General features: G+C 70.4%; 17 protein-coding genes. 9 read left to right on the plus strand and 8 right to left on the minus strand.

The genetic code is table 11. From position 1 onward, the window contains the following. Positions 1-18 precede the first annotated feature (18 nt). The 7 genes from uvrB to aroQ all read left to right on the plus strand — a co-directional run bounded on the left by uvrB (position 19) and on the right by aroQ (position 8,317). Positions 19-2,157: an excinuclease ABC subunit UvrB gene (gene uvrB / locus ACQF4J_RS34105; RefSeq protein ID WP_351561772.1), complete on the plus strand. Its 2,139-nt coding sequence runs from the start codon at positions 19-21 to the stop codon at positions 2,155-2,157. Between the two features lie 156 nt (positions 2,158-2,313). Continuing rightward, positions 2,314-2,892: a TerD family protein gene (locus ACQF4J_RS34110; protein WP_351561769.1), complete on the plus strand. Its 579-nt coding sequence runs from the start codon at positions 2,314-2,316 to the stop codon at positions 2,890-2,892. Positions 2,893-2,945: 53 nt separating this feature from the next. Then, the gene (locus ACQF4J_RS34115) at positions 2,946-4,913 is read left to right on the plus strand and encodes a TerD family protein (RefSeq protein WP_427167563.1); all 1,968 of its coding nucleotides are present in this window, start codon (positions 2,946-2,948) and stop codon (positions 4,911-4,913) included. Between the two features lie 227 nt (positions 4,914-5,140). After that, positions 5,141-6,142: a TerC family protein gene (locus ACQF4J_RS34120; RefSeq protein ID WP_427167564.1), complete on the plus strand. Its 1,002-nt coding sequence runs from the start codon at positions 5,141-5,143 to the stop codon at positions 6,140-6,142. A 128-nt stretch (positions 6,143-6,270) separates the two neighbouring features. After that, positions 6,271-6,585 (plus strand): hypothetical protein, encoded by a 315-nt coding sequence (locus ACQF4J_RS34125; protein ID WP_351561756.1) that lies wholly within the window; start codon positions 6,271-6,273, stop codon positions 6,583-6,585. Between the two features lie 61 nt (positions 6,586-6,646). Then, the gene (locus tag ACQF4J_RS34130) at positions 6,647-7,747 is read left to right on the plus strand and encodes a calcium:proton antiporter (protein ID WP_351798573.1); all 1,101 of its coding nucleotides are present in this window, start codon (positions 6,647-6,649) and stop codon (positions 7,745-7,747) included. A gap of 96 nt (positions 7,748-7,843) precedes the next feature. Further along, the gene (gene aroQ / locus ACQF4J_RS34135; RefSeq protein WP_272175572.1) at positions 7,844-8,317 is read left to right on the plus strand and encodes a type II 3-dehydroquinate dehydratase; all 474 of its coding nucleotides are present in this window, start codon (positions 7,844-7,846) and stop codon (positions 8,315-8,317) included. 61 nt (positions 8,318-8,378) lie between these two features. Here aroQ and ACQF4J_RS34140 read toward each other — a convergent pair whose 3' ends face one another. The 5 genes from ACQF4J_RS34140 to ACQF4J_RS34160 all read right to left on the minus strand — a co-directional run bounded on the left by ACQF4J_RS34140 (position 8,379) and on the right by ACQF4J_RS34160 (position 12,816). Beyond that, the gene (locus ACQF4J_RS34140; RefSeq protein ID WP_427167565.1) at positions 8,379-9,131 is read right to left on the minus strand and encodes an amino acid ABC transporter ATP-binding protein; all 753 of its coding nucleotides are present in this window, start codon (positions 9,129-9,131) and stop codon (positions 8,379-8,381) included. Beyond that, complete coding sequence (locus ACQF4J_RS34145) at positions 9,128-10,045, minus strand: amino acid ABC transporter permease (RefSeq protein ID WP_427167566.1); 918 nt, start codon at positions 10,043-10,045, stop codon at positions 9,128-9,130. Before ACQF4J_RS34145 ends, ACQF4J_RS34140 begins: the two co-directional genes overlap by 4 nt. Continuing rightward, positions 10,042-10,926, minus strand: coding sequence for an ABC transporter substrate-binding protein (locus ACQF4J_RS34150; RefSeq protein ID WP_427167567.1), 885 nt, complete (start codon positions 10,924-10,926; stop codon positions 10,042-10,044). Before ACQF4J_RS34150 ends, ACQF4J_RS34145 begins: the two co-directional genes overlap by 4 nt. 482 nt (positions 10,927-11,408) lie before the next feature. Then, positions 11,409-12,065: an MBL fold metallo-hydrolase gene (locus ACQF4J_RS34155; RefSeq protein WP_351561744.1), complete on the minus strand. Its 657-nt coding sequence runs from the start codon at positions 12,063-12,065 to the stop codon at positions 11,409-11,411. A 64-nt stretch (positions 12,066-12,129) separates the two neighbouring features. Next, positions 12,130-12,816 (minus strand): maleylpyruvate isomerase family mycothiol-dependent enzyme, encoded by a 687-nt coding sequence (locus tag ACQF4J_RS34160; RefSeq protein ID WP_351561741.1) that lies wholly within the window; start codon positions 12,814-12,816, stop codon positions 12,130-12,132. Between the two features lie 223 nt (positions 12,817-13,039). On the opposite strand from ACQF4J_RS34160, the gene uvrA reads away from it, so the two are divergent. Further along, the gene (gene uvrA, locus ACQF4J_RS34165; protein ID WP_351561738.1) at positions 13,040-16,078 is read left to right on the plus strand and encodes an excinuclease ABC subunit UvrA; all 3,039 of its coding nucleotides are present in this window, start codon (positions 13,040-13,042) and stop codon (positions 16,076-16,078) included. Between the two features lie 61 nt (positions 16,079-16,139). Here uvrA and ACQF4J_RS34170 read toward each other — a convergent pair whose 3' ends face one another. Next, positions 16,140-17,051, minus strand: a complete 912-nt coding sequence (locus ACQF4J_RS34170; RefSeq protein ID WP_351561735.1) for a carbohydrate kinase family protein — start codon at positions 17,049-17,051, stop codon at positions 16,140-16,142. Then, entirely contained in the window at positions 17,048-18,181 is a 1,134-nt protein-coding gene (locus tag ACQF4J_RS34175; protein WP_351561732.1) for a LacI family DNA-binding transcriptional regulator, read from the minus strand. The genes ACQF4J_RS34170 and ACQF4J_RS34175 overlap by 4 nt, the downstream gene beginning before the upstream one ends. Before the next feature lie 160 nt (positions 18,182-18,341). On the opposite strand from ACQF4J_RS34175, the gene ACQF4J_RS34180 reads away from it, so the two are divergent. Next, on the plus strand, positions 18,342-18,770 hold the full coding sequence (locus ACQF4J_RS34180) for a Rieske (2Fe-2S) protein (protein WP_351561729.1): 429 nt from the start codon (positions 18,342-18,344) through the stop codon (positions 18,768-18,770). Between the two features lie 62 nt (positions 18,771-18,832). On the opposite strand, the gene ACQF4J_RS34185 is transcribed toward ACQF4J_RS34180, so the two are convergent. Further along, complete coding sequence (locus tag ACQF4J_RS34185) at positions 18,833-19,789, minus strand: hypothetical protein (RefSeq protein WP_351561726.1); 957 nt, start codon at positions 19,787-19,789, stop codon at positions 18,833-18,835. Position 19,790 lies beyond the last annotated feature (1 nt).

Genomic DNA, 19,790 nt, shown 5'->3' on the forward strand with positions numbered 1-19,790 from the left:
GGTCGTACGGTGGATGCCATGCGGCCCGTTTCCAACATCGAACGCACGGTGGCGCCCTTCGAGGTCGTCAGCCCCTACCAGCCCAGCGGCGACCAGCCGGCGGCCATCGCCGACCTGGCCAAGCGCATCGAGGCCGGTGAGAAGGACGTCGTCCTGCTCGGCGCGACCGGCACCGGCAAGTCCGCCACCACCGCGTGGATGATCGAGAAGCTCCAGCGCCCCACGCTCGTGATGGCGCCGAACAAGACGCTGGCCGCCCAGCTGGCGAACGAATTCCGCGAGCTGCTGCCGAACAACGCGGTCGAGTACTTCGTCTCGTACTACGACTACTACCAGCCCGAGGCCTACGTCCCCCAGTCGGACACCTACATCGAGAAGGACTCCTCGATCAACGAGGAGGTCGAGCGCCTGCGCCACTCCGCGACGAACTCGCTGCTCACCCGCCGCGACGTCGTCGTGGTCGCCTCGGTGTCCTGCATCTACGGCCTCGGCACGCCGCAGGAGTACGTGGACCGCATGGTCCCCCTCAGGGTCGGCGACGAGATCGACCGCGACCAGCTGCTGCGCCGCTTCGTCGACATCCAGTACACGCGCAACGACCTGGCGTTCACCCGCGGCACCTTCCGGGTCCGCGGCGACACGATCGAGATCTTCCCGGTCTACGAGGAGCTCGCCGTCCGCATCGAGATGTTCGGCGACGAGATCGAGGCCCTCTCCACGCTGCACCCGCTCACCGGCGAGATCATCAGCGACGACGAGCACCTGTACGTGTTCCCGGCCTCCCACTACGTCGCGGGACCGGAGCGCATGGAGCGGGCCGTCAACGACATCGAGAAGGAGCTCGGCGAGCGCCTGGCCGAGCTGGAGAAGCAGGGCAAGCTCCTGGAGGCCCAGCGGCTGCGCATGCGGACCACGTACGACATCGAGATGCTCCGCCAGATCGGCTCCTGCTCGGGTGTGGAGAACTACTCGATGCACTTCGACGGCCGCCTGCCCGGCTCCCCGCCGAACACCCTGCTCGACTACTTCCCGGACGACTTCCTGCTGGTCATCGACGAGTCGCACGTCACCGTGCCGCAGATCGGCGCCATGTACGAGGGCGACGCCTCCCGCAAGCGCACCCTCGTCGACCACGGCTTCCGCCTGCCCTCCGCCCTCGACAACCGCCCACTGAAGTGGGAGGAGTTCCAGGAGCGCATCGGACAGACGGTGTACCTGTCGGCGACCCCGGGCAAGTACGAACTCTCGCGCGGGGACGGCGTCGTCGAGCAGATCATCCGCCCCACTGGCCTCGTGGACCCGGAGGTCGTCGTCAAGCCCACCGAGGGCCAGATCGACGACCTGGTGCACGAGATCCGCACCCGCACCGAGAAGGACGAGCGGGTCCTGGTCACCACCCTCACCAAGAAGATGGCCGAGGACCTCACGGACTACTTCCTGGAGCTCGGCATCCAGGTGCGCTACCTGCACAGCGACGTCGACACCCTGCGCCGTGTCGAGCTGCTGCGCGAGCTGCGCTCCGGCGAGTTCGACGTCCTGGTCGGCATCAACCTCCTCCGCGAGGGACTCGACCTGCCCGAGGTGTCCCTGGTGGCGATCCTCGACGCCGACAAGGAGGGCTTCCTGCGCTCCGGCACCTCCCTGATCCAGACCATCGGCCGCGCGGCGCGCAACGTCTCCGGCCAGGTCCACATGTACGCCGACAAGATCACCCCGGCGATGGAGAAGGCCATCGAGGAGACCAACCGCCGCCGGGAGAAGCAGGTCGCCTACAACAAGGAGCGGGGCATCGACCCCCAGCCGCTCCGCAAGAAGATCAACGACATCGTCGCGCAGATCGCCCGCGAGGACGTCGACACCGAGCAGCTGCTCGGCAGCGGTTACCGCAAGTCCAAGGACGGCAAGGGCGCCAAGGCACCCGTGCCCGCGCTGGGCGGGAAGGCCGCCGGCGGTGCCAAGTCCGCCAAGGGCAAGGCCAAGGAGACGGTCCCGACCGACCGCCCCGCGGCCGAACTCGCCGAGCAGATCGAGGAGATGACGGCGCGTATGCGTGCCGCCGCGGCGGACCTGCAGTTCGAGATCGCCGCCCGACTGCGCGACGAGGTCTCGGAGATGAAGAAGGAGCTGCGCCAGATGAAGGAGGCGGGACTGGCCTGACCTCGTCGGTCCCCCCTTGCCCCGGCCCGCCGACTGTGTTGCAACACCGACACAAACCGGGAGCCGGGGTACGGCACTGTCGGTCCCCCTGCGTAGGGTTCTGCTCAACCGCGGACTCCGCGGCAACAGGGGACAGCTCGAGAGGGGAATCAGCGCGTGACCGTCAACATGACCAAGGGTCAGGCCATCAGTCTGCAGAAGAACGACGGGGGCAGCCTGACCGCGGTGCGCATGGGTCTCGGCTGGCAGGCGGCCCCCCGGCGCGGCCTGTTCGGTTCGCGTACGCGGGAGATCGACCTGGACGCCTCCGCCGTCCTGTTCGCCGACAAGCAGCCCGTGGACGTCGTCTTCTTCCGCCACCTCGTGAGCGACGACGGCTCCGTGCGCCACACCGGCGACAACCTCGTCGGCGGTGTCGGCCAGGGCGGCGACGACGAGGCGATCCTCGTCGACCTCGCGCGCGTCCCGGTCCACATCGACCAGATCGTCTTCACCGTGAACTCCTTCACGGGACAGACCTTCCAGGAGGTGCAGAACGCCTTCTGCCGCCTCGTCGACGAGACCAACGGCCAGGAGCTGGCCCGCTACACGCTCGCGGGCGGCGGCGCCTACACGGCCCAGATCATGGCGAAGGTGCACCGCTCGGGCGCGGGCTGGACGATGACGGCCATCGGCGCCCCGGCCAACGGCCGCACCTTCCAGGACCTGATGCCGACGATCCTGCCGGTCCTGTAGGACCACCCGACGAGCGACACACGGCACACCGGCGACACAGGGGGACGAGGGCGATGGCGGCCGAGCTGGTGCGGGGGCAGAACCACCCGCTCTCCCAGGCCCGACTCGAGATCCGGGTCTCGGCCGGCGCGCCGGTCGTGGCCTCGGCCACGCTCGGCGACGAGAACGGCAAGGCGCGCAGCACCGAATGGGTGGCCCACCCGGGTGCGCCGACCCTGCCGGGCCTGGAGGTCTCCCGGCAGGCGGCCGCGGACCACCGTCTCGCGGTGGACCTGGACGCCATGCCGGAGGCCGTCCACCGGGTGAACGTGCTGCTCGCGCTGCCCACGGTGGGCGGCGCGGGCCCGGCCCGCTTCGGCGCCGTGGCCGCCCCCTTCGTCGCCGTCACCGGCCTCGACGGCACCGAGGTCGCCACCTACACGATCACCGGTCTGGACGCCGAGTCGGCCGTCGTGGCCCTGGAGCTCTATCGCCGGCAGGGCGCCTGGAAGGTGCGTGCCGTCGGACAGGGATACGCCGGCGGTCTCGCCGAACTCCTCACCGACCAGGGCCTGCCCGAGGCCCACCACCTCGCGGGCCACATCGAAGAGGCGGTCGCCCAGAGCCTGGCCCGCTCGGTCCCGGCACCCCCGCAGCGGACGGCGGACGGCGACCGAACGCGACAGGCCGCGGGACCCCATGCCTCTCCCTACGGCCCGCAGGGCACGACCGCGCCCGGCGCCGGGCTGCCCACGGTGCCGCAGGGCCTCACGCCCCCGGACGCCTCGGCCCTCGCCCAGCCGCCCGCGACCAACGCCTCCGGCCCCATCGACTACAGCCACCCGGGCCGCAGGCCCGCCGCACCGCCCCCGCCCGTCCCGACGGCGCCCCCGGCCGCGCCGGGACAGCCCGCGCAGCCGGTCGCGGGCGACGCGACCGGCTGGTCCATGGACGAGCGGCTCTACAACCAGGTCTGGGGCATGTTCGAGGACCTGGCCCGTACGACGGCCGCCTACCGCAGCGCCGTCGACTTCGCCGACTCCCGTATGGAGAAGGAGCTCGACCAGGCCCTGTCCGACCCGCGCAGCAGGATCGGCGGACAGGGCGACGCCGCGCGGGAGACGGCGCAGGCCAAGCACGCGCACCTCGTCGACCAGGCCCGGGCGGCCCTGGACCGCGACCTCGCCCAGCTCGCCGCCGAGGCCGATGTCGTCGAGCCCGCGCTGCCGCCCGCGTACGCGCGCTGGGACAACCCCGTGTGGCACGGCTACCGGGTGCCGATGGAGATCCCGATGGCCGTACGCGTGGGCGATCTCCATCTGCCGGAGAGCGGGCTGCTGCGCATTCCGATGCTGGTGCGACTGCCGTTGGAACGCGGCCTGTGGATCGACAGCGGACGCTCAGAGCTGTACGACGAGTCGTTCGCCGACGGCGCGGGACTGGCGCACCTGGCCATGGAGACGGCGGTCGCGCTCGCGTCGCGTCTGCTGGCCGTCTATCCGGCCGGCGAGTTCACCGTGCATGTCGTCGATCCGGCAGGCTCGGGCGCGCAGGCGCTCGCACCGCTGGTGAGGACCGGTGTGCTCGCGGCCCCGCCCGCCCTGGGAGCCGCGGGTGTGGCGGACGTCCTCGGCCGCCTCACCGAGCGCGTCGACCTGGTGCAGATGGCGGTGCGCGGCGGCGCCGCCGACTCGCTGCCGCCCGGCTTCGACACGGCGGAGCAGCTGCTGATCGTCAACGACTTCCCGCACGGCTTCGACGACCGGGCCGTGAACCAGCTGCGCTACCTCGCGGACGAGGGCCCCGCCGTCGGCGTCCACCTGATGATGGTCGCGGACCGGGAGGAGGCCTCGAGCTACGGGCCCCTGCTCGACCCGCTGTGGCGTTCGCTGCTGCGACTGACACCGGTGCCCGACGACCACCTCGCCGACCCCTGGGTCGGCCACGCCTGGACGTACGAGCCCGCGCTCGTACCGCCCGGGAGCCAGATCCTCCAGCAGGTGCTGACTCTGGTGGCGGCAGCCCGTACCAAGTACACGTAAAGCGGTCCTGAGCTGCTAGTTTGACCTTTCTTTTGCCAATCGCTTTACCTTTCCTTGGTGGTTCGGGTACGGTTGTTCCCACGGAGGGGAGTACTCCCTGTCGACTGCGGCGTACCCGTCAATACGGATCCGATCGGATCCCGGGGCGCCGGCCCACCGTGGGTGGAAGAGACCTCCGGCAGCGCGACGACGCTGGTAATTGGCCGTTCCGTCCTGCCGGAGGCGCAGTGGATGTTTCCGTGAACCTGTGGGTTCTGACCATCGTGGGCCTTGCCGCCCTGATCGCGCTCGACTTCTTCATCGGTCGCAAACCGCACGACGTGTCGATCAAGGAAGCGGGGATCTGGACGATCGTCTGGATCGCCCTCGCCGGGCTCTTCGGGCTCGGCCTGTTCGTCTTCGCGGGCGGACAGCCCGCCGGCGAGTTCTTCGCGGGCTTCATCACCGAGAAGTCGCTGAGCGTCGACAACCTCTTCGTCTTCGTCCTGATCATGGCGAAGTTCGCCGTGCCCTCGCAGTACCAGCAGCGGGTCCTGCTGATCGGCGTCCTCATAGCCCTGGTCCTGCGCGCGATCTTCATCGCCGCGGGCGCCGCGATCCTGGCCAGCTTCTCCTGGGTCTTCTACCTCTTCGGCGCCTTCCTCATCTGGACGGCCTGGAAGCTGATCCAGGAGGCCCGGGCCGACGAGGAGGAAGAGGAGTTCGAGGAGAACAGGCTCCTCAAGGCCGCGGAGCGCCGCTTCGGCGTGGCCGACCGCTACCACGGCACCAAGTTGTGGATCCAGCAGAACGGCAAGCGGGTCATGACCCCGATGCTGGTCGTGATGCTGGCGATCGGCACCACGGACGTCCTCTTCGCCCTCGACTCGATCCCCGCGATCTTCGGCCTCACCCAGGACCCGTACATCGTCTTCACCGCCAACGCCTTCGCTCTGATGGGCCTCAGGCAGCTGTACTTCCTCATCGGTGGCCTGCTCCGGAAGCTGGTCCACCTCAGCTACGGCCTGTCGATCATCCTGGGCTTCATCGGCGTCAAGCTGGTGCTGCACGCCTTGCACGAGTCCGGCGTCCATGTGCCGGAGATCTCCATACCGGTCTCCCTCGGCGTGATCTGCGCGGTCCTGATCGTCATCACGATCACCAGCCTGCGTGCTTCGAAGAAGCAGGCGGCGGCCGAGGCGGCGCGGGCCGGGAGCGAAGGCGCTCCGAAGGACGGCGTCCAGGTCTGAGCACGACCGACGTAGGAACAACCAGCACCGGGAGCGAGGCGGGATGAATTGCAACATATCGCTCCCGGTGTTTCGTTGGTTGCCAGGCGATCCCACCCCGGGAGAGCCATGGCCCGGTGGAGGAACCCGTGGACGCACCGGAGAAGTTCGTACAGATCGTCGACTTCGAGACCGACCGCATCGAGGAACTGCGAAAGCTGGGCGAGGAGATGGACCAGCGCTTCGCAGGCCGCAGCGGCGGTCCCACGCACCGCCTCATCCTCAAGGACAGGAACCGGCCGAACCGCTACCTCGTGGTGATCGAGTTCGACTCGTACGAGCAGGCGATGGCCAACAGCAACGACCCCGAGACCACCAAGTTCGCCGAGCGGATGGCCGCGTTGTGCACCCGGCCGCCGTCCTTCACCGACTGCGACGTCCAGGAGATGACACAGCTCAAATGACGCGATGCGGGCCCCGTACCACCGGAATGCGGGGCCCGTGCCCCACTGCGAGGATCGCTCCATGAGCGCTCGGCTCGGGTCGCTCACCACACAGTGGACGTCTCTCGTGCCGGTTCTGGCGGTCGTCCTGCTGATCTTCACCTGGGGGCGCGACCTTCCCGGCGCGGTCGTGGCGCTGGTGACGCTGGTCCTCGCGGGGGCCGTGCTGGCCGCCGTCCATCACGCCGAGGTGGTCGCCCACCGGGTCGGCGAACCCTTCGGCTCCCTCGTCCTCGCGGTCGCCGTCACGATCATCGAGGTCGCCCTCATCGTCACTCTGATGGCGGACGGCGGCGACAAGGGCTCGACCCTGGCCAGGGACACGGTCTTCGCGGCCGTGATGATCACCTGCAACGGCATCGTCGGCCTCTGTCTGCTCGTCGCCTCGCTACGGCACGGCACCGCGGTGTTCAACCCCGAGGGCACCGGCGCCGCCCTCGCGACCGTCGCCACCCTGGCCACGCTCAGCCTGGTCCTGCCGACGTTCACCACGAGCAAGCCCGGCCCGGAATTCTCCGGCATCCAGCTCACCTTCGCCGCGATCTCCTCCTTGATCCTCTACGGCCTGTTCGTCGCGACCCAGACGGTGCGGCACCGCGACTACTTCCTGCCCATCACCCGCCAGGGAGACGTGATCACCGCCGACGTCCACGCCGACGCACCCACCGCCCGGACCGCGTGGATCAGCCTGAGCCTGCTCGGCCTCGCGCTGATCGGCGTGGTCGGCCTCGCCAAGGGCGTGTCCCCGACGATCGAGTCCGGTGTGGAGGCCGCCGGACTGCCCCATGCCGTCGTCGGCGTGATCATCGCCCTGCTGGTGCTGCTGCCCGAGACCATCGCCGCACTGCGCTCCGCCCGGCGGGACCGCGTGCAGACCAGCCTGAATCTCGCGCTCGGCTCGGCCATGGCGAGCATCGGCCTGACCATCCCCGCCGTCGCCCTGGCCTCGGTATGGCTCTCCGGCCCCCTCGTCCTCGGACTCGGCGCCACGCACATGGTGCTGCTCGCCCTGACCGTGGTGGTGGCCTCCCTGACGGTGGTGCCCGGACGGGCCACCCCGTTGCAGGGAGGCGTGCATCTGGTGCTGTTCGCGGCCTACTTGGAACTCGCGATCAACCCGTAGAAACGTCCCGGCAGTCCCGCTCCCGGGGTGCCGTGATAGACCGGGTCCGAACAGCGGTCCCCGTGGATCGCCCTATCCGACCGGACCGGAGGAACCGTGCCCCGCACCCTGGCCAACGCCCCGATCATGATCCTCAACGGGCCCAACCTGAACCTGCTCGGCCAGCGGCAGCCCGAGATCTACGGCAAGGACACCCTGGCCGACGTGGAGGCCCTGTGCGCCAAGGCCGCGGCCGCGCACGGCGGCACCGTGGACTTCCGGCAGTCCAACCACGAGGGCGAACTGGTCGACTGGATCCACGAGGCACGGCTGAACCACTGCGGGATCGTCATCAACCCCGGCGCCTACTCGCACACGTCCGTGGCGATCCTGGACGCGCTCAACACCTGTGACGGACTGCCCGTGCTGGAGGTCCACATCTCCAACATCCACAAGCGAGAGTCCTTCCGGCACCACTCCTACGTGTCCCTGCGCGCCGACGGGGTCATCGCCGGCTGTGGTGTGCAGGGATACGTCTTCGGCGTGGAGCGGGTGGCGGCACTGGCGGGGCCGGCACAGGCGGAGGCGTAACCACCGCTCGCGGTGCAAGCCCCGCTCGTGGCGCAACTCCCGCTCGCCAGGAGGGCGTCCCTTACAGGCGCCCCGCCTCGACGATCCGTCGCAGGAAACGCCGTGTGCGTTCCTGCTGCGGGTCGCCGAAGACCTGCTCGGCCGTCCCGCGCTCCAGGACGACGCCCCCGTCCAGAAAACAGACCTGGTCGGCGACGTCCCGGGCGAAGCCCATCTCGTGCGTGGCCAGCACCATGGTCATGCCGTCGTCCTTCAGGTCGCGCACGACGGTGAGCACCTCGCCGACGAGCTCCGGATCGAGGGCGGCGGTGATCTCGTCGAGCAGCAGCAGCCGGGGGCGCACGGCGAGAGCGCGCACGATGGCCACACGCTGCTGCTGGCCCCCGCTCAGCCGGTCCGGGTACGCGTGGGCCTTCTCGGCGAGCCCGAGCCGCTCCAGCAGCTCTCCGGCACGCTCCTCGGCCTCCTCGCGGGACACGCCGTGGACCCGCCGCGGAGCGAGGGTGATGTTGTCCAGCACGGTCATGTGCGGAAACAGGTTGTACGCCTGGAAGACCACGCCGATACGGCGCCGTACCGCGTCCTGGGCGACGCGCGGGTCCGTGATCTCCTCGCCGTCCAGCCAGATCGCCCCGTCGTCGATCTCCTCCAGCAGGTTCGCGCACCGCAGCAGTGTCGACTTGCCCGAACCGGAGGCGCCGATCAGAGCGGTCACCGTGTGCGGGGCGACCTCCAGGTCGACGTCCCGCAGGACCACGGAGCCGCCGAACGTCTTGCGCACGGACTCCATGCGCAGCACGGGGGCGTCGCTCATATCGCTCCTCCTTGGGCGCGCTGCCGGTCCATCCGCGCCGTCACCCAGTCCGTGAAGCGCGTCATCGGGATCGTCAGCGCCACGAAGACCAGGCCCGCGACGATGTACGACGTGTAGTTCATGCTGCGCTGCGCGACGATGTCGGCCGCCCGCACGGCGTCGATCGCGCCGCCGATCGACACCAGACCGGTGTCCTTCTGGAGGGACACGAGGTCGTTCAGCAGGGGCGGCACCTGGCGGCGTACGGCCTGGGGGAGGACCACGTACCGCAGTGCCTGCCGGTTGGTGAGGCCCAGTGAGCGGGCCGCGGCCCGCTGAGAGGGATGGATGGACTCGATGCCGGCCCGGAACACCTCGGCGACGTACGCCGAGTACGTCAGCGTCAGTGCCGTACCGCCGAGCAGCACCGGATCGACGGTCACGCCCTGCAGACGCAGCGCGGGCACGCCGAAGATCACGATCATCAGGTTGATGATCAGCGGCAGACCGCGGAAGAAGTCCGTGTACGCGGCCGCGAGCACCCGCAACGGGAAGAACACCGGCCCGGGCAGGGTGCGCGCGATGGCGATCAGCATGCCCAGGACCAGCACCAGCACGCCGCAGATCAGCAGCAGCCGGACGTTGAGCCACAGCCCTTCGAGCACCTTGGGCAACGCCTCGCGCGCGTAGTGCGCGTCGAAGAAGGTCTCCTTGGTGCGCGGCCAGCCGGGCGCGTTGACCACGACCACGTACAGCACGACGGCCGTGACGAGGGTGGACAGTGCGGCGATGGCCGTCGCGCGGCGGGCGCGGGCACGCTTGTGGCGCTCACGGTCCAGACGCCGCTCCGAGGGGACGTACGCGTCGTCCGCGCCCGGCGTGCCTCCCCTGCCGTCCGCGTCTTCCCGGCCCGAGTCGTCCTTCAGGAGCGTCACTTGAGCACCGGAGCGTCGACGGCGTCGGACAGCCACTGCTTCTCCAGCTTCGCCAGCGTGCCGTCCTCGCGAAGGGCGTCCACGGCCGACGACACGCACGACGTGAGAGCGCTGCCCTTGTCGAGGACGAGCCCGAACTGCTCGGGCGTGGCGCCCTGGTTCTCGAACTGGCCGACGATCCTGGCGTCGGTCACCTGGGCCGCGGTGACGTAGAACGCGGTCGGCAGGTCGGTGACGATCGCGTCGACCTGACGGTTCTTGAGCGCGGAGACGGCCTGGTCGTTCTTGGAGTACACGGCCGCCTGCTGCGACGGCTTCACCACGTCGCTGATGTAGTTCAGGCTCGTCGTGCCGACCTGGGCGCCCAGCTTGAGGCCCTTCAGATCCGCGATGCCGGTCGCCTTGGCGGCCTTGCTGCCCTTGAGCGCGATGACGGCCTGACGCACGTCGTAGTAGCCGGACGAGAAGTCCACGGCCTTCTTGCGCTCGGCGCTGATCGACACCTGGTTGATGTCGAAGTCGAATGTCTTCTCGCCGGGAGCGAAGGCCTTGTTGAAGGGAACGCTCTGCCAGACGACCGCGTTCTTGCCGTACCCGAGCTGCTGGGCGACGGCGTACGCGACCGCCGACTCGAAGCCCTTGCCGTTGGCCGGCTTGTCGTCCTTGAACCAGGGCTCGTACGCGGGCTCGTCGGTGGCGATCGTCAGCCTGCCGGAGGTCTTGGTGGCCAACTTGCCCTTGGCGCAGGCGCTGCCCGCCGAACCCGAGGCGTTGTCGCTCGCCTTCTCCTCCGGCTGCGGCGCGCAGCCGACGGCCGTGGCGAGCAGGGCGATGGTTGCCGCGGCGACGGCGCGGCGCAGTGCGCGAGGGGCAAGGTGCATGGCGGGAGATTGACAGCCCGACGTCTCGTTTGTCGAGGTCACGTCGGCAACTGTCCGCATACTGGGAACGGGTGTTGCATTCCTGTGAACACGCACCGGCCATACGCGGCGCAAGGCCGGGGCCGCCGGCCGAGGGCGGGGTTGGAAAGACCGGCGGCCCGTACCGCGCAGGAGCCGTCGTCCTGAACGGGGCGGTTTCCAGTTGACTGCGCAACCAAGTGCGCCGGGAGCGCGCGCAGGCCACCGGCGCGTGTGAACGGTTCACACGGGGCGCGTGCGCCGACTCGGCGCGGGCGCGCGGGACTTCGGCCCAGGGAGGGCGGTACGTCGGCTCCGGGTGCGTGACGCATTCGCCGTTCCGCGCGCTGTACGCCATGACTCCCATGGGTCACGGGCCCGTCCTCTCGAGGCGGCAAGCGGGCCGAGGCGCACAGGGGCGGAGGACCATCGGCCCTCCGCCCCTGTGCGCCGTCTCGCGACCCCTACCACCCGCGCGCGTGCCACTCCGGCAGTTGGGGCCGCTCCGCGCCCAGCGTCGTGTCGTTGCCGTGCCCCGGGTAGACCCAGGTCTCGTCCGGCAGCACGGCGAAGATCTTCGTCTCGACGTCGTGGATCAGACTCGCGAACGCCTTCGGATCCTTACGGGTGTTGCCGACCCCGCCGGGGAAGAGGCAGTCGCCCGTGAACACATGGGGATGCCCGTGCGGGTCGTCGTAGACGAGCGCGATCGAGCCCGGCGTGTGCCCGACCAGATGGCGCGCGGTGAGCTCCACCCGCCCCACCCGGATGGTGTCGCCGTCGTCGACCGGGACGTCGGTCGGCACCGGGATGCCCGAGACGTCGTCCCGGCCCGCGTACGTGCGCGCCCCGGTGGCCGCGACGACCTGGGCGAGCGCCTGCCAGTGGTCCCCGTGCTGGTGCGTGGTGACGACGGAGGCGATGCCGTCGTCACCGATCATGCCGAGCAGGGTGTCCGCGTCGTTGGCCGCGTCGATCAGCAACTGCTCGTCCGTGGCCCGGCAGCGCAGCAGATAGGCGTTGTTGTCCATCGGGCCGACCGCGATCTTGGTGATCATCAGGTCCTTGAGCTCGTGCACGTCCGCCGGGCCGCCGACCTTCACCTGTCCGCTGTACGTCATGGCCGTCAGCCTATAGCGGGGGAGGGCGCCGAAGGTCGCGCCTGCGCCCGAGGGACCCCGGCTGCTACAGCGGCGGTAGTCCGGGGAGCGAGCCGCCCCGCACCGTCAGCCCGGAGCCGCCCCGGCGTCCCGCGAGCCAGCCCAGCAGCTCGGGCGCCGGACCCGTGACCGTGATCTCCGCGTCCGCCGCCTCCCGGCCGGTGCGCCACGCGCGCGTACCGTCCGTGAGGCGCGTCGGCGGCACGTCCGGGTGGCCCGAGAAGCGGTCGGCGAGAAAGGCGATCTCCCGCTCCGTGAACTGCTCCGGAACGTGCTCCAGCTCGTATCCGATACCGAGGTCCACGTGGTGCAGCTCGACCTCCGCCCAACGCCGGAACGGCACCCGCGACGCCGAGTCGGTGACCCCGTTGCGCAGCTCCACCGTCCGCGACCAGTCCGCGGGTGCCGCCCCCGCCGCCTGGAAGCGGGCCGCGCTCTGGCGCAGGTCGGCGAGCTGAGTCTCCAGGGGGCGCGGCGCGTCCCGCTCGATGTCGGCGTCCCGAGCCTCCCCGGAGACGTACATCGGGCGGCCCTCCAGGACGTTCACGAGGGCGTCGGCGTTGCGGGCGAGGTGCGCGAGGACGTGGCCGCGGGTCCAGCCCGGCAGCCGTGACGGCTCGGCCACCGACGCGTTGTCCAGTTCGGCGGCTGCGGTGAGCAGCCGGTCCGTCGCGTCACGTACAGACGCCAGGTCATGACCGTGATCAATCATGGTGCTGACCCTAGTCTCGCCACACCTTTGGGTGAAGGTGGTGAAGCAGTGCCGTAAATCGAAAGCACGTGCTATATGGTCGAGAGCGGCGTCGGGCATGCTGGATGGCCGGGGATTGTTATGCAACCCGGAATCCGACCGGCGTTGTCAGTGGCTCCCCCTAGTGTGAGAAGACACGGGGGCCTCGCCCCTGTCACTTCTCTCAAGAAAGGTGCGGACCGGCGTGGCCGACCGTCTCATCGTCCGTGGCGCGCGCGAGCACAACCTCAAGAATGTCTCGCTCGACCTGCCGCGCGACTCGCTCATCGTCTTCACGGGCCTGTCGGGGTCGGGCAAGTCCTCGCTGGCCTTCGACACCATCTTCGCCGAGGGGCAGCGGCGCTACGTGGAGTCGCTCTCCTCGTACGCCCGGCAGTTCCTCGGCCAGATGGACAAGCCGGACGTCGACTTCATCGAAGGTCTGTCGCCGGCCGTCTCCATCGACCAGAAGTCGACCTCGCGCAACCCGCGCTCGACGGTCGGCACGATCACCGAGGTCTACGACTACCTCCGGCTGCTCTTCGCGCGCATCGGCAAGCCGCACTGTCCCGAGTGCGGCCGACCGATCTCCCGCCAGTCGCCGCAGGCCATCGTGGACAAGGTCCTGGAGCTGCCGGAGGGGAGCCGCTTCCAGGTACTGTCGCCGCTGGTGCGGGAGCGCAAGGGAGAGTTCGTCGATCTCTTCGCCGACCTGCAGACCAAGGGCTACAGCCGGGCGCGCGTGGACGGCGAGACCGTCCAGCTCTCCAACCCGCCGACGCTGAAGAAGCAGGAGAAGCACACCATCGAGGTGGTCATCGACCGCCTCACGGTGAAGGACTCCGCCAAGCGCCGCCTCACCGACTCCGTGGAGACCGCCCTAGGCCTGTCCGGCGGCATGGTCGTGCTCGACTTCGTCGACCTGCCCCAGGACGACCCCGAGCGCGAGCGCATGTACTCGGAGCACCTGTACTGCCCGTACGACGACCTGTCCTTCGAGGAGCTCGAGCCCCGCTCCTTCTCCTTCAACTCGCCCTTCGGCGCCTGCCCCGAGTGCACCGGCATCGGCACGCGCATGGAGGTCGACCCGGAGCTGATCGTCCCGGACGAGGACAAGTCCCTCGACGAGGGCGCCATCCACCCCTGGTCGCACGGGCACACCAAGGACTACTTCGGCCGCCTCATCGGTGCCCTGGCGGACGCGCTGGGCTTCCGGACGGACATCCCCTTCGCCGGCCTGCCGCAGCGTGCCAAGAAGGCCCTCCTGTACGGCCACAAGACCCAGATCGAGGTCCGCTACCGCAACCGCTACGGCCGCGAGCGCGTGTACACGACGCCCTTCGAAGGCGCCGTTCCCTTCGTCAAGCGCCGGCACAGCGAGGCCGAGAGCGACTCCAGCCGGGAGCGCTTCGAGGGCTACATGCGCGAGGTGCCCTGCCCCACCTGTGAGGGCACGCGCCTGAAGCCGATCGTCCTCGCGGTCACGATCATGGAGAAGTCGATCGCCGAGGTCTCGGCGATGTCCATCAGCGACTGTGCGGACTTCCTGGGCGAGCTGAAGCTGACCGCCCGCGACAAGAAGATCGCCGAGCGCGTGCTGAAGGAGGTCAACGAGCGGCTGCGCTTCCTGGTCGACGTCGGCCTGGACTACCTCTCCCTCAACCGCGCGGCCGGCACGCTCTCCGGCGGCGAGGCCCAGCGCATCCGCCTGGCCACGCAGATCGGCTCCGGCCTCGTGGGCGTCCTGTACGTCCTCGACGAGCCGTCCATCGGCCTGCACCAGCGCGACAACCACCGGCTGATCGAGACCCTGGTCCGGCTGCGCGACATGGGCAATACGCTCATCGTCGTCGAGCACGACGAGGACACCATCAAGGTCGCCGACTGGGTCGTCGACATCGGCCCAGGCGCGGGCGAGCACGGCGGCAAGGTCGTGCACAGCGGCTCCCTGAAGGAGCTGCTCGCCAACGCCGAGTCGCAGACCGGCCAGTACCTGTCCGGCAAGAAGTCGATCCCGCTGCCCGACATCCGCCGCCCGCAGGACCCCTCCCGCCGGCTCACCGTGCACGGTGCCCGCGAGAACAACCTGCAGGACATCGACGTCTCGTTCCCGCTGGGTGTCTTCACGGCCGTCACCGGTGTGTCCGGTTCCGGCAAGTCGACGCTGGTCAACGACATCCTGTACACGCACCTGGCCCGCGAGCTGAACGGCGCTCGCAACGTCCCCGGCAGGCACACGCGCGTGGACGGCGACGACCTCGTCGACAAGGTCGTGCACGTCGACCAGTCGCCCATCGGCCGCACCCCGCGGTCCAACCCGGCGACCTACACCGGCGTCTTCGACCACATCCGCAGGCTGTTCGCCGAGACCACCGAGGCGAAGGTCCGCGGCTACCAGCCCGGTCGCTTCTCCTTCAACGTCAAGGGCGGCCGCTGCGAGAACTGCGCGGGCGACGGCACGATCAAGATCGAGATGAACTTCCTCCCGGACGTCTACGTCCCGTGCGAGGTCTGCCACGGCGCCCGGTACAACCGGGAGACCCTGGAGGTCCACTACAAGGGCAAGTCCATCGCCGAGGTCCTGAACATGCCCATCGAGGAGGCGATGAACTTCTTCGAGGCCGTGCCGGCGATCAACCGTCACCTCACGACGCTGAACGACGTCGGTCTCGGCTACGTCCGCCTCGGCCAGTCCGCGACCACCCTCTCCGGTGGTGAGGCACAGCGTGTGAAGCTTGCCAGCGAGCTGCAGAAGCGCTCCACGGGACGTACCGTCTACGTCCTCGACGAGCCGACCACCGGTCTGCACTTCGAGGACATCAGCAAGCTGCTCAAGGTGCTGTCCGGCCTGGTCGACAAGGGCAACACGGTCATCGTCATCGAGCACAACCTCGACGTCATCAAGACCGCCGACTGGCTCGTCGACATGGGTCCCGAGGGCGGCGCCGGCGGCGGACTCGTCGTCGCCGAGGGCACGCCCGAGGAGGTCGCCGGAGTCCCGGCCAGCCACACGGGCAAGTTCCTGCGCGAGATCCTCGGCGCCGACCGGATCAGCGACGCGGCCTCGGTGAAGGCCCCACGCAGGACGGCGGCGAAGAAGACGGTCGCGGCCAAGTCGACGGCGAACAGGACGGCGACGGCCAAGGCCGCGACGACCAGGGCCACGACGGCGAAGACCGCCGACAGCACGGCCACGAAGAAGGCGACGCCCGCGAAGAAGACCACACGGGCACGCAAGGCCTGAGGTCGCCGACGACGGCGGAAGGCACGGCGCCCCGCGGGAATCCCCCGCGGGGCGCCGTTCTTCACAGATCCCCGAGTTCGGAGGCGTACGGCGGCTCCGCGCCCGCCCGGGAACACGTGACCGCGGCCGCCCGCGCCGCGAAGCGCAGCAGCCTCGTCCACCCGTCGGCTCCCAGTCCCAGCAGCGCTTCCGCGGACAGGGCGTCCTGGGCGGCCAGACCGTGCAGCAGAGCAGCGTTCACGGTGTCGCCGGCCCCGATGGTGTCCACGACCTCGACCTTCTCGCCCGGCACGGAATGCACCGCGCCGTCCGCGGTGAAGACACTCAGCCCGTCACCGCCCCGGGTGACCACGACCGCCGAGGGCCCCGCGGCCAGCCACTCACGCGGGGTGCCGCCCAGCCACAGGGCGTCCTCCTCGGAGAGCTTCAGCAGCGACACGGACGGCAGCCAGCTCTTGAAGCGCGCGCGGTAGGCGTCCGCGTCCGGGATCAGTCCCGTCCGGATGTTGGGGTCGAGGGCGGTGAACACGCCCTGTTCGGCCGCCGCTCGCATCAGCTCCTCGTAGGCGCTCGCACCGGGTTCCAGGACGAGCGAACACGTCCCGAAGGACACGGCCCGCGTCCCGGCGGGGAGCGCCCCGGGCGCGGTGAACAGCCGGTCCGCGGTGCCCTCCACGTAGAAGGAGTAGGCGGCCGAGCCGTTCCCGTCGATCGTCGCGACGGCGAGCGTGGTCGGCTCGGGGCCGCGCTGTACGGCCGACACGTCCACGCCGGCTTCCCGGAGGCCGTCGAGCAGGGCCTCGCCGAAGGCGTCGCGCGAGGTGCGGGAGCAGAACGCCGTGGGGGAGCCGAGGCGGCCGAGGGCCACGGCCGTGTTGTACGGACCGCCGCCGAGCGCCGGCTTCAGCCCGGCGAGGGCACCCGTGCCCTGCGGTACCAGATCGATCAGGGCCTCACCGGCGACGACGATCACGAGACGGTTCCTCTCTCGAACTGCGCGGACTGCGGGTACTGCTTGGACCTGCCGGACTCGGCGGATCTCTCGGACGCACCGGATCGCCCGGGTTCAGGGCACCCGCACGAGGTCCGGTGGACGAAGGCGCAGGGGAGCCGGACGGTGCGGGCGGGGCGGTCCGGTGCGGCGAGGCGTTCCAGCAGCAGCCGTACCGCCTGCGTGCCGATCTCCCTGCCGGGCTGGGCGATCGCCGTGAGCCGGGGCGAGAAGAGATCGGCCCAGGGGAAGTCGTCGAAGCAGCACAGGGCCATGTCGTCGGGCACGGACAGACCGCGGTCGCGCAGGGCGCGCAGGGCACCGAGGGTCATCGCGTTGTTGGCCGTCACGAGTGCGGTGGGTGGAGCGGCGAGAGACAGCAGGGCGGCCGTGGCCCGTTCGGCACCGGCCGACTCGGAGTCGCCGTGCGCCAGGAGACTCTCGTCGTGGGGGAGCCCGGCGGCGGCGAGTCCCTGCCGGTAGCCGGCGATGCGTTCGCGGGTGGTGCTGAGGCCGGGCAGCCCGGCGATCAGGGCGATGCGGCGGTGGCCGAGTCCGGCGAGGTGGGCGACGAGCCGCGCGGTCGGTTCGGCGCTCTCGGCACAGACCTGGTCGAAGCGCAGGCCCCCGTCCCCGCCCGACGCCTGAGTCCCCGCCGCGTCCACCTCGACCAATCGATCGAGGAACACGGTCGGGACGTCATGGCGCGCGAGGTAGGTGACGAGTGCGCGTGGGTCGGCGGAGGGAGCGACGATCATGCCGTCCACCCGCCGTTCGTGCAGCAGCTGGACGACCGTGCGCTCGTGCGCGGGATCGTCGTGCGGGTCGGCGATGAGCAGGCCGTGGCCCGCGTCCAGGGCGGCCGCTTCCACGCCCTGAAGGATCTCGGTGAAGTACGGGTTCCTGATGGCCGACACCGCGAGCCCGATCGACCGGGTACGGGAGGTGACCAAGGAGCGGGCCAGGGTGTTCGGCGTGTAGCCCAGCCGGTCGATCGCGTCCAGGACGGATTGCCGGGTGTGCGGCAGGACCGGCCGGGTGCCGTTGAGGACGTGCGAGACGGTCGCCACGGACACCCCGGCGCTCCGTGCGACATCGGCCATGGTCGCCACAGCGTCCTCCTCTCGCGCACCCGGCGGGCTCAGGCCGGAACGTATCTCATTCACCGCCCGACGTAAACGCTTACGCAAGCGTTTAACTCACGCTACCCCGACCCGCGGGCCCCCGGGAGTATCGTCACCGTGCACCGCCCCCTCAGCAGCGGAGACCCGTATGCCTGCCCGCCCTTCCCCGAGCCGTCGTACCGTCCTGCGCGGCGCGGCCCTCACGCCCGTGGCCGGTCTCGGACTCGCCGCCTGTTCGGCAGGGGCCGGGGCGGAAGGGGCGCCGGCCACACCGACGGCGCCCGTCGCAGTCGGACCGGGATCGGACGTCGCCAAGGGCGGCGCCGCGCTCTACCGGGACCACAACGTCGTGGTCAGCCGGGCCGAGGACGGCTCGCTGAAGGCGTACAGCACGATCTGCACGCACGCGGGGTGCCCGATCAACAAGCTGGCGGGGACGACGCTGGTCTGTCCCTGCCACGGCAGCGAGTTCGATGCCAGGACCGGCAAGGTCCTGCGCTCCCCGGCCACGGAGCCGCTGCGGGAACTGTCGGTGCGCACCGCGAACGGCAAGATCGTCGCCGGTCCGCTCGCCTAGGGCCGGTCGTTTGGATCAGCTCGGCGTCGCGCGCACCCGTCGCGTCGGCGCTCGCCGAGGGCTCACTCCCAGTCCCACCCGATGCCCACGATGCCCGTCCGCACCCGGGGCTCGACGAGGTGGACCGAGTGGTGGTGGCCGCTGAGGGCGAGTTCCTGGCGGCCGCCTCGCGGAGCGGCCGCGGAGTGCTGGGCGAAGCGATGGCAGCGCACGGGAAGCGCCCGTTCGTCGAAGCGCACCTGGAGCGCGTACTGTCCGCCGGCCGGCCCGAATCCGCGGACGTACTCGCGGCAGGCGCCCGCCGTGCCGTCCTCGACGCCGTAGCGGAAGAGGAACGTGTCCCCGGCCCGCAGCCGGGTGTCGAAGAGCAGCTCGGCCACGAGGACCCCGGTGTCCTGGTGCGCGCGCACGCGTCCTGTGCGGCAGTTCTCCAGCGCGTGCACCCGCATGCGCTCCGGCGCGCATCCCGGGTCGCCGTGGTGGACGGCGACGAAACGGTCGATGCCGTCCTTGTGGGCGCGCACGATGTGCTGCGACTCGCGCCCCGCCAGCTCGCGGCGCGGGCCGATGCGCACCCGCTCGTGGTGCCCGAGGGTGTGCAGCCCGCCGTCCGGCGGCAGGTGCAGCTCGGTCAGCATCCGGTCCAGGACGTCCGAGGCGGCGACCAGGGAGCGGTACGAGCGGGCGGCGGGCCGTTCGGCGCAGGCCCGCTCGTCGGTCTCGGCGAGCAGCCGTATCAGTGACTCCTCCGGCAGCTGGAGTATCTCCTCCAGGGCCCGCACGGCGCGCAGCGACTCCGGGCGCTGCGGCCGCCGGGCGCCCTGCTGCCAGTAACTCAGGCTGGTGACGCCGACCTTCACCCCGTGCCGCGACAGATGGTGCTGCACACGCTGCAGCGGCAGCCCTCGGGCGGCGATGGCGGCGCGCAACGCGACGTGGAAGGGCCCGCCCCGCAGGGCCGATTCCAGTTCCGCGCCGACGACGGCGGCGACGTCCGCGTGCTGTGTGGCGTGCGGCATG

It is taken from the genome of Streptomyces sp. C1-1, assembly GCF_050214755.1.
Lineage (GTDB): Bacteria > Actinomycetota > Actinomycetes > Streptomycetales > Streptomycetaceae > Streptomyces.